At 50.8% G+C, this 14,500-nt stretch carries 13 protein-coding genes; 4 read left to right on the top strand and 9 right to left on the bottom strand.

Translation table 11 applies throughout. The annotated features are described in order from the left end of the window. The 9 genes from ABUA47_RS17500 to ABUA47_RS17460 form a co-directional block, all read right to left on the bottom strand. The coding region (locus ABUA47_RS17500) for a TonB-dependent receptor (protein WP_349831830.1) at nt 1-2,171 on the bottom strand (2,171 nt) is incomplete at its 3' end. Nucleotides 2,172-2,401: 230 nt separating this feature from the next. Beyond that, the gene (locus ABUA47_RS17495; RefSeq protein ID WP_035448211.1) at nt 2,402-2,770 is read right to left on the bottom strand and encodes a GntR family transcriptional regulator; all 369 of its coding nucleotides are present in this window, start codon (nt 2,768-2,770) and stop codon (nt 2,402-2,404) included. 3 nt (nt 2,771-2,773) lie between these two features. Continuing rightward, a complete protein-coding gene (locus ABUA47_RS17490; protein WP_080707016.1) occupies nt 2,774-3,568 on the bottom strand; it encodes a hypothetical protein in 795 nt (264 codons plus the stop codon). After that, nucleotides 3,565-4,389, bottom strand: a complete 825-nt coding sequence (locus ABUA47_RS17485) for an ABC transporter ATP-binding protein (RefSeq protein ID WP_035448213.1) — start codon at nt 4,387-4,389, stop codon at nt 3,565-3,567. The genes ABUA47_RS17490 and ABUA47_RS17485 overlap by 4 nt, the downstream gene beginning before the upstream one ends. Nucleotides 4,390-4,506: 117 nt before the next feature. After that, on the bottom strand, nt 4,507-5,169 hold the full coding sequence (gene trhA, locus ABUA47_RS17480) for a PAQR family membrane homeostasis protein TrhA (RefSeq protein WP_230372703.1): 663 nt from the start codon (nt 5,167-5,169) through the stop codon (nt 4,507-4,509). Next, nucleotides 5,169-8,018 (bottom strand): aminomethyl-transferring glycine dehydrogenase, encoded by a 2,850-nt coding sequence (gcvP, locus tag ABUA47_RS17475; RefSeq protein WP_035448215.1) that lies wholly within the window; start codon nt 8,016-8,018, stop codon nt 5,169-5,171. Before gcvP ends, trhA begins: the two co-directional genes overlap by 1 nt. A gap of 31 nt (nt 8,019-8,049) precedes the next feature. Then, on the bottom strand, nt 8,050-8,688 hold the full coding sequence (locus ABUA47_RS17470) for an MBL fold metallo-hydrolase (protein ID WP_035448216.1): 639 nt from the start codon (nt 8,686-8,688) through the stop codon (nt 8,050-8,052). A 15-nt stretch (nt 8,689-8,703) separates the two neighbouring features. Then, nucleotides 8,704-9,324, bottom strand: a complete 621-nt coding sequence (gene rsmG / locus ABUA47_RS17465) for a 16S rRNA (guanine(527)-N(7))-methyltransferase RsmG (RefSeq protein WP_009036902.1) — start codon at nt 9,322-9,324, stop codon at nt 8,704-8,706. Nucleotides 9,325-9,361: 37 nt separating this feature from the next. Continuing rightward, nucleotides 9,362-10,228, bottom strand: coding sequence for a DUF3298 and DUF4163 domain-containing protein (locus ABUA47_RS17460; RefSeq protein WP_035448218.1), 867 nt, complete (start codon nt 10,226-10,228; stop codon nt 9,362-9,364). A gap of 138 nt (nt 10,229-10,366) precedes the next feature. Here ABUA47_RS17460 and ABUA47_RS17455 point away from each other — a divergent pair, with 138 nt between their 5' ends. The 4 genes from ABUA47_RS17455 to ABUA47_RS17440 form a co-directional block, all read left to right on the top strand. After that, on the top strand, nt 10,367-10,765 hold the full coding sequence (locus ABUA47_RS17455) for a hypothetical protein (RefSeq protein WP_034532772.1): 399 nt from the start codon (nt 10,367-10,369) through the stop codon (nt 10,763-10,765). Nucleotides 10,766-10,848: 83 nt separating this feature from the next. Further along, a complete protein-coding gene (locus ABUA47_RS17450; protein ID WP_035448220.1) occupies nt 10,849-13,065 on the top strand; it encodes a TonB-dependent receptor in 2,217 nt (738 codons plus the stop codon). A gap of 28 nt (nt 13,066-13,093) precedes the next feature. Continuing rightward, entirely contained in the window at nt 13,094-13,405 is a 312-nt protein-coding gene (locus ABUA47_RS17445) for a heavy-metal-associated domain-containing protein (RefSeq protein WP_005828167.1), read from the top strand. Between the two features lie 70 nt (nt 13,406-13,475). Beyond that, a partial coding sequence (locus ABUA47_RS17440; protein WP_349831829.1) for an HAD-IC family P-type ATPase occupies nt 13,476-14,500 on the top strand: 1,025 nt, incomplete at its 3' end.

Below are 14,500 nucleotides of genomic sequence, written 5' to 3'. Positions count from 1 at the left end.
TCACTGATTCTTTCTTTTCCCACCTTATAGTTATTGGTGAAAGGAAACATAATGCCGATTCCCGCCTGAAGGTTCCGCCGGGTGTACATTGCCATGAATGCCGTCTGGTTTTCGTTCTTCTTGATGGTTTCGCCGAAGAAATTGTTCTGCACTTTCCGGAACTGCCCGAGCAGCGAGAAGTCTTTATATTGCACTTGCGCCATCACGCTGTAATAGAATTCATCGTACATATGGCTATAGTTCAAACCTTCCGACCAACTGCGCGTATATCCTCCCGAAGCATAAAGCGTCAGGAAATCCTTCAGCCCGAACAGCGTAGCGCCGTTAATGCCGACCATCAGTTCCGCATTCAGGCTTTGGAACGACCGCTGGTTTTCATCTTTCAGTATCAGTTTGCCGTCCTCCACGAAGATGCTTTCCATGATGGGATTGTCATAATACTGGTGGCGCACGCTCAGATTGGCGTTGAACTGCTTCTTCGAATAGCTGTAAGACAAGGAGTTCGTGAACTGTTGATACGTTTTCAGTAACGGGTTGCCGCGGACTATCTGTATCGTATCCATCGCCTGCTCTACATCCGTCAGCGAGCCGAGCGACGGTATGGCAGGACTGATGTTGAACCGGTAGCGCAGGAATCCCGCCTTCTTCAGATTATAGCTCAACCGCACGGTGGGCGTGAAGGTATAGTAAGCATGCTCTTCCTCGCTCTCCTTGAACCAGGCACGTGTCATGCCTACGCTGCCCGCATAGCTGAAGTCCTTTACCTTGCCCTGCACCTCGAAGAAAGCGGATGTCTGCGACTGGTCCATCTTCGAAGTGGTGGGATTGGAACCTTTATACTCATTCTCCGTCCGCATCTGATAGTGGCGGACACCGTCGCTCAGCTTCACCTCCTTGAAGTTCTTTTCATAAATGGCTTCGCCGATGACGGAGCGTTTGTCGCCGTCCACTAATGTCTGGATGTCTGCCAGCGGTGCGTTCTCGTCCTTGTACTCCTTGTATTTCCGGTTGTTCTTGGTATGGATGAGCGTTCCCGTTACATTCACCTGGATGCTCTGCTGATGGGGCAGGGTATGCTGGAAGTAAAGGTCGAGCGCCGGAGAGTAGCTGGATGTGTGGTTGTTGACGTACGAATAGATGGACTCCGTGCTGCCCGCTGCCCACATCTTGTTCAGCTCATTCTGGTAGGGGGCATTGCTGAGGTTGTTACGGAAGATGGCATTGAATACATATTTGTCCGCTTTCGTCAGATTGTACGTCAGATTCAGGTTGTTGATGAAGCTCAGGGAGGGAGACTCGTCTTCGATGCCTTCCTTGATGCGGTCGATGGTACGGTCGCCCAGATAGAAGGTTTCATGGGATTCGAGGCGGCTGTGATACTTGCCGTTCTTGTTGAAGTAGTCGATGCCCCATTCGGAGTTCTTGTAATTGAACTTCGCGCTCAGGAAATTCTCTCCCCATAGGGTGTGGGGCGAATCGGAGAGTTGGAAGTTCACAACACCGCCCGTTTCGCGGCGGCGCAGGATAATGTTGACTACGGCGCCCAGTTCATCGTCTCCGTACTGCTTGCCGGGGTCTTCGATGAACTCCACACGCAGTACGTCTTTGGCTCTGACGGCCGCTATCTCCTTGTCTGTCACTTTAATGCCGTTGATACGGGTTTGTACGGCCCCACCACTGCTGACGCTCATGCTGTTGCTCAGATTGTCCACTTGCAGACGGGCAATGCCGAGATTGTTCAGCAAGTCGTAGGCACCGAACGAGCGTTTCAGCTGGCTTTCGGAAGGCAGGATGATTTGCCGGTCTACCCGCTGCAGCACATTGCTGGCGGATACCGTCACTTCACCGAGGCTTACGGCATCTTCCTGCAACTGTACATCGCCCAGGTCGAGGCTTTTATTCAGTTTCAGCAGTATGTTTTCACTTTGGAGGCCGATGAAGGAGATGGAAAGGCGGTAATCGCCTGCCTTGATTTTAGGGAGGGCGAACTTGCCTTGTGCATCCGAGGTTACTCCGGTCACCAAAGTAGAGTCTATGGTCCATAATGACACATTGGCGGCTATAACTGCCTCTTGCGAGGCGTCCGTGACGCGTCCTTTGATGGAGAGGCTCTGTGCCTGCGTACTGAGTACGGAGAGGGCAAGCAATAGTAAAAAAAGTTGGGTTTTCATAATCGTTTGTATTAGTCTGTTACTGTTGGATAGGGATGCAAAAGTCACTCTTCCCGTTAAGGGAAGATGCTGAAGCTTGTATATCAGTTGTTTATACTTTCCTCGTCTGTCCGATGAAAGTTAGGAATGCATGAAGGAATAAATCTCGTACATCAGTGTCGAAACTTTGACAATCGTAAGTCCGAAGAGGAGTCCGAAGGTAATCCATAATGCAGTCTTTGCGTATCTCTTCATGAACCGTCTTTTTTAAGTTTGTTATATCGTTCTGTTATTTCTTCTATACTGATGCCGAGCAGCTCCATGCTGCGGAACATGTCGGCAAGCTGGTTTTCAAAAAACTCTTTCTTCTGTATTCGCATCACTTTCTTCACCGCATCTTTGGAGAGGTAGAATCCCATTCCCCGTTCCGGGTAGATGATGCCCTCTGCCTGGAGGTATTCATAGGCCTTCAACACGGTACGCGAGTTCACTGCCAGTTGTGTGGAGAGCTCCCTCACGGATACCACCCGCTCTTCTGCCCGCCATTCGCGGGTGAGAATCTTGCTGAAACAGAAATCTACAATCTGCTGGTATATCGGTTTGTTGGTCTTGAAGTCCATAGGCTACAGTTGTTTTTCTTTGAGCAGGAAGTAGCTCGATACCCATGAACCGAGCAGCACACTGATGGGAGCCGCATAATTGCAGAAAGTCACGATGGCTTGTGTACCGGCCGACAACGGATAGTTGGTGTTGGGCCATGTGGCAATGTTGTCTATCCAGTATCCGTCCGCTCTGGCTTCGGGCATGAGGGAGGCCACAAAAGTTACAATTCCTATGCAGACGGCAATGGAGCCAACAAAGATGGTGAAACTTTTCAGCAGGACTTGCCGACTGAAGGCGAAGTAGCCGATGAAGGCGGAAGCATGCAGGATTACATTGGTCAGTATCTGGGTGTTGTGTATCCGGAACATCGTGATGTGCGTTGCGAAATACTGCAGGAACTCGCTGCCGCTTAAGGACAGCAGACCTTTGAGGCAGGCTATCAGTAGACCGCAGAATAGGGGAAGCAGCAGCAGGTATTTTATCCAGATATGCAGGAACTTCTCGAATGCCGATGCCGGCAGCAGTATATCGAGAGTAGAGCTGCGTTTGCTGAAATTTGTTTCCAGCAGGCAGGGGGCCATGAGGATAAACCATAGTACGTAGCGGGAGAATTCGGTGGCAGAGGTATGTTTGCCGTAATAACTTCCACCGCGGTTTATGTCGTAGAGAATGCACAGGATGCAGATGAACGATACGACGGCTGCCGACCAAAGCAGGTGCCTGCCGGTCTCATTCCTTTTATATTGTTCCAGTAGCAGGAAGCGTTTCAGATTAAAAGTTGCGTTCATAGTTCTGTTTGTATGATGGATTTTCATTGAAACATGCTCTTTATCTTTTCCGGTTGTTGCAGCACCGCTTTATACAGCAGCTCGATGTCCGGTGTGTTCTCTTCTCCGTCCTCGTTGGGGAGAATGGAGAAATGGCCTGCCAAGTCTTGTTCGCTGTAGATGCTTTCTGCCGGCAGAATGTCCGTACGGGCAAAGAGAAGCCGGTTACTGATTTCGTCCAGCGAACGGTTCAGTAATATTTCGCCTTTGCCAAGGATGACGAGATGGTCCAGCAGATTCTCGAAGTCGTGCGCCTGATGGGTGGAGATGAGCAGCGTGCTTTCATCGTCCATGCTGCGGCTGATGATACGTTTCAAGGCTTGGCGGGAAGTGATGTCCAGCCCGTTTGTCGGTTCGTCGAGCAGGATGTATGGAGTATGCAGGGCAAAGGCGTATGCCAGCATTGCCTTCTTCTGTTGTCCGTAGGAGACGGAAGAGAGTTTTTGTTTCCGGTCGATTTTCAATTCTTCCAGGTTCAGCTCGAATTCTTCTTGATTGAAATGTGGATAGAATACGGAATGGTGTGCAGCGAAGCTGACGATACTCTCGGTTGGCATCTGCATCTCTTCGGGCAAGAAGAAGTAACGGTTTAGCGCCCCGGGCTGTCTCTCCACCGTGTTTCTTCCGTCTATACTGCACTTTCCGTTTTTGGGGAAGAGTAGTCCGCAGATGAGATGCATCAGCGTTGTTTTGCCTGCGCCGTTTTCCCCCAGAAGTCCATATATACCATTTCCTATTTCCAAAGATATATTGTTGAAAATAAATGGATTGGACTTGTAACCGTAGCTCGTATTCTCTATCGTTATCATAGTTTTATTAGTGTTGTACTGATGTACAACACTGCAAACGTAGGGTAAGTTATGGAGAAAAGCAAGGGGGAGAGATACTTATTAACTTCTTTTAGCGGTTGTGCGCTTGCCGTTTGCTTACAGCATCTTCACCAGTATGTCCCATACAGCCACCATGTGGCAGGCTGAACCGCCCAATACAAAGAAATGGAAAACCGAATGCATGTACCGTGCTTTGCGCAAGGAGTAGAAGGCGGCTCCCGTGATGTAGCATACCCCCTCGGCAATAATCCAGTAGCAGGCTGTGGGGGAGAGGGCGAAAAGCTGCTTGAATACTACCAGTACGGACAGCCCCATCAAGATGTAGCACACTGTTTCCACGTAACTGTGCTCCTCCATCTTGCGGAAGCTGACAACAGTGCCGATGATGGCGCATAGCCAGACGAAGCCGAAAAGTCCCCAGCCCCAACCGCCGTCCTCTCTCAATGCAATGAGTGTGATGGGGGAATAACTGCCTGCAATGTGCCAATAGATGGCTGCATGGTCCCAATGCCGCAAGCGTCGTTTCCACGGATTATGATGTTTCAGGGAGTGGTAGAGTGTGGAGGCAAGATATGAACCGCCCATGCCGAACAGATAGAGCCATACGCCGCATGCTGCCCAAAGATTCTGCGCCTGGTAGCATTTTATCAGGAATAGTGTACTTACAATTACTCCCATGGCAATGCCGATGCCATGGGAGATGGAATTGATGGTTTCTTCTTTTTTACTATAAAATAGTCCGTTACGCTTTCTTTTCATCAGTCGAAGCATCCATAGCATGTGGGCAACAGTTTACGGTCTCCCAACGTGTTGTCTACACGTGCCACGTTCACCCAGAACTTGTTTTCGCGCACGCTTTCTATCGGGTAGGCTGCCTTTTGGCGGGTATAGCTGTGCTCCCATGTGTCGGCTACCACTTCGTATTCGGGATGCGGGGCATTCACCAGCACGTTGTCCGTCTTGTCGACTTCGCCGTTCTTCACCTCTTGAATCTCGTCCCAGATAGTCAGCATCACGTGGACAAAGTTGTCGAGTTCGGCAAGGCTTTCGCTCTCCGTCGGTTCAATCATCAGTGTGCCGTGTACCGGGAAGGAGAGGGTAGGGGCATGATATCCATAATCCATCAGGCGCTTGGCGATGTCGTTTTCGCTGATGCCCGTCTCTTCGTGCACCTTACGGCATTCCAATATCATTTCGTGTCCTACGAAGCCGGTAGCACCGCGGTAAACGATGCCGTATGTATCCTTGAGGCAGGCTGCCAGGTAGTTGGCGCTGAGGATGGCTATCTTTGTGGCCCGTGTCAGCCCTTCTGTTCCCATCATGCGGATATAGCCGTAAGTAATGGGGAGGATACCTGCACTGCCGAAAGGAGCTCCGGACACCTGGTTGGCGGCATTGCCGAACAATTTGTGTCCCGGAAGGAACGGAACCAGATGCTCTGCCACGCAGATGGGACCTACGCCCGGTCCGCCGCCACCGTGAGGAGAGGCGAACGTTTTGTGCAGATTCAAATGGCAGACATCCGCACCGATAAAGCCGGGATTCGTCAAGCCTACTTGGGCATTCATATTGGCGCCGTCCATATATACCTGCGCACCGCAGGCGTGTATAATGTGGCAGATTTCCACAATTTCCGTTTCAAAGATACCGTGTGTGGAAGGGTAGGTGATCATTAGGGCGGCGAGGTCTGCCTTGTTTTCTTCCGCTTTGGCACGCAGGTCAGCCATATCCACATTGCCTTGTGCGTCGCAGGCGCAGGTCACGGTGGTAAAGCCTGCCTGGATGGCGGATGCCGGGTTGGTGCCGTGTGCGGATGCAGGTATCAGTATTTTATTGCGGTGCCCTTGTCCTATACTTTCCAGATAGGCGCGGATGACGCGGAGTCCTGCATATTCGCCTGCCGCACCGGAGTTGGGTTGCAGGCTGACATCGGCAAAGCCGGTAATTATCTTCAGCTCTTCACTGAGGTTGCTTATCAGTTCGCGGTAACCTTCGGCCTGGTCTTCGGGCACCAGGGGATGCATGTTCATGAATTCCGGACGGCTGAGCGGCAGCATCTCTGCGGCGGCATTCAGTTTCATGGTGCACGAGCCGAGGGAAATCATGGAGTGTGCCAGTGAGATGTCCTTACGATCGAGGCGCTTGATGTAGCGCATCATCTCCGTTTCCGTATGGTATTTGTTGAATACTTCGTGTGTCAGATAGGCACTTTGGCGCTTCATCTCCGCGCTGATGCTACTTGCCATGGGTACGTCGCTTGTCTTTTCCCAATCCCTTCCGGCGGCAATGGCAAAGATGGAGAGCAGTACATTGACGGCAGCTATATCCGTAGTTTCGTCAATGCTCATGCCTACATCTCCATTCTTGAAATAACGCAGGTTCACTTCCTTGCTTAGAGCGATGGTACGTATCTGCTGTGCCGAAATGGTGTCGGGTAGTGCAAAGCGGAGCGTGTCGAAATATTGTGCATTGACCTGCTTGTACCCCAGTCTGTTGATGCTCTTTTCCAGGAATACGGCAATGCTGTGGATGCGTTCCGCAATGGTGCGGATACCTTCCGGACCATGATATACGGCATAAAAGCCTGCCATTGTAGCCAGCAGTGCCTGCGCGGTACAGATGTTGGAAGTCGCCTTTTCACGCTTGATGTGCTGCTCGCGGGTTTGCAGCGCCATGCGGTAGCACAGCTTGCCGTATTTGTCTTTCGACCAGCCGATGATGCGTCCCGGCATATTGCGCTTGTACTCGTCACGGGTGGCAAAGTAGGCTGCCGACGGCCCTCCATAGAACATCGGGGTACCGAGCCGTTGTGTGGTTCCGAAGACGATGTCGGCTCCCCATTCTCCCGGAGGGGTGAGCAGGGTGAGGCTCAGTATGTCGGCTGCAACGGCCACTTTGCAGTTGGCCGCATGGGCTTTTTCCACGAAGGCGCGATAATCTTCCACGTTGCCGGCGGCGTTGGGATATTGCAGTACGCAGGCGAAGATGTCCGGCGTGAATTCCATTTCATGGTATTTTCCTATACGCAGCTCGATACCTTGCGGAATGGCGCGAGTAGTCATTACCGCCAGTGTCTGCGGGAAGACGGCTTCGTCTACAAATACCACGTTGGCACCCGATTTCTGCATGTCGCGCGGACGCAGGGCGTACATCATCGTCACGGCTTCGGCTGCGGCAGTCGCTTCGTCCAGCAGGGAGCAGTTGGCAAGGGGCATGCCGGTGAGGTCACATACGGCAGTCTGGAAGTTCATTAGGGCTTCCAGGCGTCCTTGTGAGACTTCGGTCTGATAGGGGGTATAGGAAGTGTACCAAACGGGGTTCTCGAATACATTCCGTTGGATAACGGCAGGAGTGATGGTATTGTACCATCCCATACCGATATAGGTTGTGTAAAGTTTGTTTTTGGCAGCCAGTCCTGCAATGTGCTGTCCGAATTCGTACTCCGTCATTGTCTTGGGCAGAGCCAGCGGTTCTTTCAGGCGGATGTTGGCAGGAATGGTTTTATCAATCAGCTCGTCCAGGCTTTTCACTCCTATTTTTTGGAGCATCTTCTCCTCGTCTTTTTCGCTGATGCCGATGTGGCGGTAGGCCAATAGGTCGTTTTTCATGGCTGTAATGATTTAAAAGTTTGCTGTATATTTACCGGAAGAACGGATTCTCCGCTTTTTCTATTCCTATGGTAGTCGGTGCTCCGTGTCCGGGATAGACAATCGTGTCGTTGGGCAGGATGAACAGACGGCTGCAAATATGCTCTATCAGTTCGTCGAAGTTGCCGCCGGCAAGGTCGGCACGGCCGATGCTGCCTTGAAACAGCACATCCCCCGAAAACATGCAGTGGTCTGCCGCGCAATAGTACACCAGGCTGCCCGGCGAGTGTCCCGGCACATGGATGGCTTCCAGTTTCGTATTGCCGAAGGTGATGATGTCTCCATCGTGCAGATAAGTGCCCAGGGGCACGGGGGCTTCCTGCAGTTGGAAGCCGAACATGCGGCTTTGTTTCGGCGCTTCGTCAATCCAGAACTCATCGGCCTGGTTGGCTTCGGCCTTCAGACCGAACTCTTTCAGCATGAAAGGATTGCCGAAGATATGGTCCAGATGCAGATGGGTATTCAGCAGATGTTTCACATTCAGCCCATTCTTGGTGATGAAGTTTTTCAAGGCCTGCTTTTCTTCTTCATAAAAACAGCCCGGGTCAATGACGACCGCTTCATTGGTTTCGTCCCAAAGCACATAACAGTTCTCCGGGAACATATTAAACTCAAATCTCTTTATTTTCATATTATGTATTTAGATTTATCCCCCTACATATACTACTTTCTTTGTCTCGAAGAACTCCTCTTCAAAGAACTCCTTCAGGTCCCACAGCGTAGTCTTGTTCTTGACGGGCATGGTTTCGTTTCCCAATTCGCCCCCCTTGAGGCAAATCAGTCCGTTGGGCAATGCATTCTGCTGTTTGGAGGAGATGTTCTTGCGGATAATCTTCAGTAGGTCTGTCAGTGGCATCACGGCACGGCTCACCACAAAGTCGAACTTCCCTTTTTCCTCTTCTGCGCGGGCATGGCGGAAGGTGACGTTTTTCAGCCCGATGCTGTTGGCTATTTCGGAGGCTACGCGTACTTTCTTTCCGATGCTGTCCACCAGATGGAATTGTACTTCGGGGAAAAGGATGGCAAGCGGGATTCCCGGAAAGCCTCCTCCCGTGCCGAGGTCCATAATTTGTGTCCCCGGTCTGAACCTGATTACCTTGGCTATGCCCAGAGAGTGCAGCACATGGTGTTCGTACAAGTTCTCTATATCTTTGCGTGAAATGACATTAATCTTAGAGTTCCAGTCCAGATAGAGGTCGTAGAGTGCGGCAAACTGCCGTTTCTGTTCTTCCGTCAGGTCCGGGAAATATTTGAGTATTAAATCCATTGTGAATTTTATGTTGATAGACAATTGATTACAGTTCCTATTCGCCGTCTGTTTTTATAGCGCTGCTTAATACAATGAATTTACCGTTCATCAGAGGGGCTATGTCCTCATAAGACAACGTGATTTTGGTTGCTCCCATTACGTATGGGGCAATTTCATATACATTATAATAGAAGGTGATTCCCGTTGGGTCCAGGTAGAAATTCTCGATAGGCTCCAGGTCACCGGTGGTGGCGTAGCCCATGTCCTCCAGCTCTTGGCGGGTGCTGACGTTGTTGTCTGCCATCAGCTGTTTCCAAAGCAAGTCGGTCAGCGCTTCCTTATAGTCGCCTTCAAAGAGGTCGTCCAGGCGGATGGGGCTTAGGGTCTTTAGGTCGAGGTTGAGGAAGGTGGACATATAGATGCCGTGTGCGCCGCCGGTATATTCGTTGTAATCTATACGGTAGGTCAGTACTAAGGTATTGCACAACTGCACATGGCTTTCGATTCCTTTATAATAGGAATACCAGGCTCCTATGCTCTGCTCGTCCTGCTTGTCCTCCTCGTCTTTCTTGTACATCGGCTCCAGGTCATTGCGGTAGTCGCCGACATATTTCTCCGTATATTTCTTGACAGCTTCTTCGGGTGTCATCGCCATGTACTTGTCGCCGAAGCAGGCAGAGAGGAAGAAGGTGTTCAGACTGTCTTTCAGCCTTACGTCGGATGACTGGCTGGCGTAGGCAACGTTGAGGATGAGGTTGCAGGCCGGCTTGGCTGTGTCTCCGAAGAGATGTACGGTTTCGTTTACTTGTATACTGTCGAACTCCAACGCGTATGCGTTTTTGTTCACGGTGTTACCGCAGGAAAAGAAAAAGCCGCTTGCCGCAAGCAGAAGGACAAGTAGGCTGACAGTTTGCTTTTTCATATTGAGTTTCGTTTATAAATCAACATATCAATCAAAAAACTTTATCGACAAATATAGAACTTATTAACGAACTGCACACATAAAAAAGGAAAAATTAATTCCGGCAAACGGTTAAAACTTTCTATCTTTGCAGCGCTTATGAAGGAACTCCGTTACATACTGGCTGTACTCTTTTCCTCCCTTATCATTATAAGCGGAGTGGGGATTTCTGTAGTTCAGTATTGCTGTGCCGGATGCGAGACGACACAAAGTTGCTGCACCTCCGGCTGTTCCAAATGCCATAATGCACATCGTGCCTCACGGCAAACATGCAAGGATACCGGCTGTACAGCCGTCTACTACAAGGTGGATTTCGTGAAGCATGCACACGAGTCTGTTTCGTTCGTGCCATTCCTTACACTGTTTTGCGAGCAACTGCCGCTGTTTGATCACTCCTTGCCGCAGGTGGCTTGTACTCCGAGAGTTGTTTCAGGAGCACCGCCATATGTCGTCGGCTCGCGTCATTATCTGGCGCTCTATTCCACGCTTCTCATTTAGTGTTGTTTTATACGGGGCAATGACATGAATTGTCCGGAGGGAACTGTTTGTTTTTTAATCACTTCTTTAAGTATAAAACAGAAATGAAATATAGTTTGATAGCCATTCTTCTGTTCTCTTTCACCGCCTTGCAGGCGCAGGTAAAGGGAACGGTAAAGGATAATTTGGGCGACCCGATTGCGGGTGCCAACCTCTTCTGGCAGAGAACCACCCAAGGTACCACCACTTCGGCGGACGGTACTTTCTCCTTGTCCAAACCCAATGACAAGCATATGCTTGTAGTCAGCTTTATCGGTTTTGAGAACGATACGATACACGTCAGTAACCGCAATGAGACGCTCGACATTGTCTTGCGCGAAGGGGTGGAACTGAGCGAGGTGAATGTGGTCAGCCGTAAGTTGGGCACCATGAAGCTGCGCAACAGTGTGATGAATGAAGATATGATAAGTAGCGCCGAGTTGAGTCGTGCCGCCTGCTGTAACCTGGGAGAGAGTTTTGTGACCAATCCCTCGGTGGACGTCACCTACTCTGACGCCGCCACCGGTGCCAAGCAAATCAAGCTTCTCGGCTTGTCCGGTACGTATGTGCAAATGATGACGGAGAATATCCCCAACTACCGCGGCTCTGCCGCCCCCTACGGACTGGGTTATGTACCCGGGCCATGGATGCAGAGTATTCAGGTGAGCAAGGGCAGTTCGTCCGTGAAGAACGGCTATGAGGCCATCACGGGACAAATTAATGTGGAATTCAAGAAACCCCAGTTGCCCGAGGCCGATTGGTTCTCCGCCAACCTCTTTGCCAGCAGCACCAACCGCTACGAAGCCAATGCCGATGCCACGGTGAAACTCTCCAAACGTTGGAGCACCTCTTTGCTGGCGCATTACGAGAATGAGACCAAAGCTCACGACAGCAACGACGACGGCTTTGCCGACATCCCCCGTGTGGAGCAGTACAACCTCTGGAACCGCTGGGCATACATGGGCGACCGCTACGTCTTCCAGGCAGGCATCAAAGTGCTTACGGAAGACCGCAACAGCGGGCAAGTCAGCCATGGCAAAACGTCCCTGGCAGACCCTTATAAGATAAGTATAGGTACCGACCGCTACGAAGCCTTCACCAAGAACGCCTATATATTCAATAAGGAGAAGAACACCAACCTGGCATTGATCCTTTCCGGCTCCCTGCACAAGCAGGATGCCTTGTACGGACGGAAAATCTACGATGTGGACCAGCACAACGCTTATGCCTCCTTGCTGTTCGAGACGGAACTGACCAAGCGTCAAAGCCTTTCTGCCGGACTGAGCTTCAACTATGACTCCTACGACCAGCACTATCGCCTGGACAATGACGCCGCACAGCCTTTGACGAAGAAATTCACCAAAGAAGCCGTCCCCGGCGCCTACGTGCAGTACACCTACAACTGGGACGATAAACTGGTGCTGATGGGTGGTATCCGCGGCGACCATAGCAGTGAGTACGGCTATTTCGTCACTCCGCGTTTCCATGTGAAGTACAATCCCAACGAGTATGTACATTTCCGTCTTTCGGCAGGAAAGGGATACCGCACAAACCATGTGCTGGCCGAGAATAACTACCTGCTGGCAAGCAGCCGCCGGATAGACATCGCCAAACGTCTTGACCAGGATGAGGCCTGGAACTATGGCGCAAGCGCTTCCGCCTATATTCCCTTGTTCGGCAAAACCTTGAACCTGAATGCGGAATACTATTACACGGATTTCCGCAAGCAGGTGGTGGTGGATATGGATACGGACCCGCATGCCGTTCTGTTCTACAACCTTTACGGCCGTTCCTATTCGCAGGTAGTGCAGGTGGAGGCAAGCTATCCGTTCTTCCCGGGTTTCACCTTTACCGCGGCTTACCGTTGGACGGATGCCAAGACGAATTACAACGGAGAGCTGATGGAGAAACCCCTTACCAGCAAGTATAAAGGTTTGCTGACGGCTTCTTATCAGACACCTTTGGGATTGTGGCAGTTTGATGTGACTTTGCAGTTGAACGGTGGCGGGCGCATGCCGGCTCCATACGAACTGACAGACGGCAACTGGTCGTGGGAAAGGCGTTATGGCGGCTTCGAGCAGTTGAGTGCCCAGGTGACGCGCTATTTCCGTCGCTGGTCTATATACGTCGGTGGCGAGAACCTGACAAACTTCAAGCAGAAAAACCCCATCATCGATGCTTCCAATCCCTGGGGAAGCAACTTTGATGCTACGATGGTGTGGGGACCGATGCATGGGGCAAAAGCCTATGTAGGTGTCCGTTTTAACTTGCCGAGAATATAATATTATTTATTAAATCAATAGCAAAACAATGAAAACAAGAAGATTTTTAGTTGCTTTGGCAGCCGTACTGTTCTGTACGACTGCCGCAATGGCAAAAGACATCCGTACAGCCGTGTTCAAGGTGGCACAGATGAAGTGTGAGAACTGTGTAAGGAAGATAAACAATAACATCCGTTTTGAGAAGGGACTGAAGGACTTCCACACAGACCTGAAGACAAAGACGGTAACCATCACGTATGATGCCGACAAGACCAATGTGGAAAAGTTGAAAGAAGGTTTCCAAAAGTTCCATTATGAAGCGGAGTTTGTCAAGGAAACCAAGCAGGACGATAAGAAGTAATTGAACAAACTGCTCATTCCAGTTGTTGCTTTATTAAAGCGGAACAACAACCATCTAAAAAATAAATCGAATGAGCAATATAATTACTAAGGCACATCCCGTGCCGGATATGCACAGCACGGGATTGCGCGTCGTCGGTGCATGGCTTTTTGCCATCGTACTGATACTGTTTTCTACAGTCTTTGTGCATGTACCCTATACCCGTGAAATACAGATGGTACTGGCAATTCCGGTACTGCTGTTTTTCGGCGCTCCTTTTTATGCCGGTGCCTGGAAGGGAACCCGGTCGGGCCGCAACAATATAGACCGTCTGGTGGCGCTTACCACCTCTGTGGCTTTTCTGTTCAGTGTGTTCAACACTTTCTTCCCGGATTATTGGCTGGGCATCGGGCTGGAACCGCATGTCTATTATGGGGTTGCCGCCGTCATCATCGCCTTTTCCCTGACCGGCGAGTTTATGGAGGAACGTGCCCGGCGAAATGTGTCGGCGGCTATCTGCCGGTTGGGAGGCTGGCAGCATAACGCAGCCCGCGTACTGCCGGAGAAGCAACGCATTGACGACCGCGTTGCCGAGCTTTTTGTCCCGGTCATTCTCATCATTTCCCTGCTGACCTTTTTTATATGGGTGTTCTTCGGAGGCATAGATGTAGTGTCACACGGTCTGTTTGCCGCTTTGTCCGTATTGGTGGTGGCTTGTCCGTGTGCGGTAGGGCTGGCCACTCCAGTAGCTTTGGCGGCGGGCCTTAATAAAGCTGCCCGCAATCATATCCTTATCAGGGACACTTCCGCTTTAGAGCAGATGCGCAATGTGGATGTGGTGGTATTCGACAAGACCGGGACCTTGACAGAAGGACATCCTACGGTAATAGGCTGGCTGTGGGCGCAAGGGCAGGAGGAGCATTATAAAGATGTACTGCTTGCTGCCGAGTCTACTTCGGACCATCCTCTGGCAGAAGCAATCGTTACGGCCCTGGAAGGGGAGGAGCAGGTTATCCCTGCCCACCTGGACGGTTTTGAAAACATTACCGGAAAAGGTGTCAGAGTGGCCTATCAGGGTGCGGAATATTGGGTAGGAAGCCATAAACTGCTGAAAGA

Source organism: Bacteroides sp. RTP31139st1_H2_RTP31139_211217, assembly GCF_040227615.1.
GTDB lineage: Bacteria > Bacteroidota > Bacteroidia > Bacteroidales > Bacteroidaceae > Bacteroides > Bacteroides uniformis.
Note: the sequence above shows the minus strand (reverse complement) of the source record. Positions and strands in the feature narration are given on the sequence as shown.

Bases quoted from the DNA above. Each gene is read 5' to 3' on its own strand.
- ABUA47_RS17495 (WP_035448211.1), bottom strand. From the start codon at position 2,770: ATGGACTTCAAGACCAACAAACCGATATACCAGCAGATTGTAGATTTC.
- ABUA47_RS17490 (WP_080707016.1), bottom strand. From the start codon at position 3,568: ATGAAAATCCATCATACAAACAGAACTATGAACGCAACTTTTAATCTG.
- ABUA47_RS17485 (WP_035448213.1), bottom strand. From the start codon at position 4,389: ATGATAACGATAGAGAATACGAGCTACGGTTACAAGTCCAATCCATTT.
- trhA (WP_230372703.1), bottom strand. From the start codon at position 5,169: ATGAAAAGAAAGCGTAACGGACTATTTTATAGTAAAAAAGAAGAAACC.
- gcvP (WP_035448215.1), bottom strand. From the start codon at position 8,018: ATGAAAAACGACCTATTGGCCTACCGCCACATCGGCATCAGCGAAAAA.
- ABUA47_RS17470 (WP_035448216.1), bottom strand. From the start codon at position 8,688: ATGAAAATAAAGAGATTTGAGTTTAATATGTTCCCGGAGAACTGTTAT.
- rsmG (WP_009036902.1), bottom strand. From the start codon at position 9,324: ATGGATTTAATACTCAAATATTTCCCGGACCTGACGGAAGAACAGAAA.
- ABUA47_RS17460 (WP_035448218.1), bottom strand. From the start codon at position 10,228: ATGAAAAAGCAAACTGTCAGCCTACTTGTCCTTCTGCTTGCGGCAAGC.
- ABUA47_RS17455 (WP_034532772.1), top strand. From the start codon at position 10,367: ATGAAGGAACTCCGTTACATACTGGCTGTACTCTTTTCCTCCCTTATC.
- ABUA47_RS17450 (WP_035448220.1), top strand. From the start codon at position 10,849: ATGAAATATAGTTTGATAGCCATTCTTCTGTTCTCTTTCACCGCCTTG.
- ABUA47_RS17445 (WP_005828167.1), top strand. From the start codon at position 13,094: ATGAAAACAAGAAGATTTTTAGTTGCTTTGGCAGCCGTACTGTTCTGT.